At 43.8% G+C, this 1,572-nt stretch carries 1 protein-coding gene; it reads left to right on the forward strand.

The window, feature by feature from the left end; genetic code table 11:
• The first annotated feature begins 363 nt into the window (after nt 1–363).
• On the forward strand, nt 364–1,266 hold the full coding sequence (locus ACXAFR_RS27355; RefSeq protein ID WP_475183335.1) for an HPP family protein: 903 nt from the start codon (nt 364–366) through the stop codon (nt 1,264–1,266).
• Nucleotides 1,267–1,572 lie beyond the last annotated feature (306 nt).

The raw sequence follows: 1,572 nt of genomic DNA on the forward strand, positions 1-1,572 counted from the left end.
CAACGTCTTTACATATCGACACTGCATCGACGGTTCACTTTCGTTCATCTCTTCCAAGCTCACCTGACAAATTGTTTTGCCTTTTCCCTATCGCTCACGACCAATACTCTTAATACCAGCCGCATAGGGCGGTTTGGTTTATGCATCTGGCTACCGAAACCGAGGGGCCTACCCTCATCTTTAATACAGCAAGAAAGGCTTTCGCCTTTCGTCATGACACACGAGCGCAGCGTAAAATTTGTCCGACAGCAGTGCTTTGTTATAGGTGATGCCAATAGTATACTCATGACCTTTCATGATTCAGTGAAAAATTACCCCCCCTATTCAAGTACATCAATATTTTAATAATACAAGCGACACAGCATGATTAAAACAGTAATTAGATTCCTTGGTATTCAAAGTGGAGTGGTATCTTCTGAGAAAATGGTAGCCACGCTAGGTGGAATGCTAGCTATTTTCCTTTGCTTCTATACAACCATCTATTTCACCGGAGCAACTGGCTCAATCGCAATTTTGCCATCAATGGGAGCTTCGACAGTATTGCTCTTTGCCGTGCCTCACGGCCAACTTTCTACACCATGGGCATTTTTGGCAGGAAACTTAATATCAGCTTTTGTTGGAGTAAGTTGCTCGCAGTTAATTAACTCTATCACACTTGCAGCCCCAGTTGCTGTGGCTTTATCTATTCTAGCAATGCACTTTACTAGAAGCCTGCATCCTCCAGGAGGTGCAACAGCTTTAGCGGCTGTTATAGGTGGACCAAGCATATATGAACTTGGTTATTGGTATGTGCTTACTCCAACACTTATCAATTGTTGTATATTATTTTTTGTAGCACTAGTGTTTAACAACCTATTTAGCTGGCGAAGATATCCGCAAAGTTTTATGCGATACCAAAGTGCTGGGTATCACCCAGATACAAGGGATATCAAAATGCAGCATATTCATGAAGCGATAAAGCGCTCGGAACTAGTGATTGATGCTAGTGATGACCAGATAAAGCATATTGTTGATATTGCAGATGCAATTTATCATGAGGAACTAGTTGCAGGCTTTGTGCTAGAGCCTGGCGCATTCTATACCAACGGAAAGCCCGGTAGAAATTGGTCGGTACGTCAAGTTATTGACCATCGAGAACACAAAGACCCTTCGCTTTATTTGATTGTATACCGAGTCGTAGACGGCGATCGGAAAGGGACAACTGATAGCTGTACCTTGCATGAATTTGCTGAGTGGGCCGAAGAAAAAATGAAACCTAAGAGCTAAAAGGCAATATACGTAGGGGCCTATAACGCCCGGCTAAGCCGCCGGAACGGAGTTGATTGTTTTGTGCGAGCGTAGCGAAACAGCACAAAACGAGCAACGCAGTGGAGGTCGGTTTGAGCCGTTTGTTATGCACGCACTGCACTAAAGCTTTCCCCTATTACGTATGAAGCACCCAATTCTAGAACCGTAAGTGAAGGGTAGCCAATGAATTCAGTTCCAGTCCACCGCTTTGGCAAGCCAACCTTCCGATTCGTCAAATTCTGAACTTATTCTTTTTAGAAGCTCTTCCATTTTGTCCTGTGTGCA

The sequence above is a fragment of the Pseudomaricurvus sp. ABR4_320 genome (assembly GCF_056159445.1).

What these genes read in the sequence shown, in the direction of transcription:
- ACXAFR_RS27355 (WP_475183335.1), top strand. Translation starts at nt 364, where the DNA reads ATGATTAAAACAGTAATTAGATTCCTTGGTATTCAAAGTGGAGTGGTA.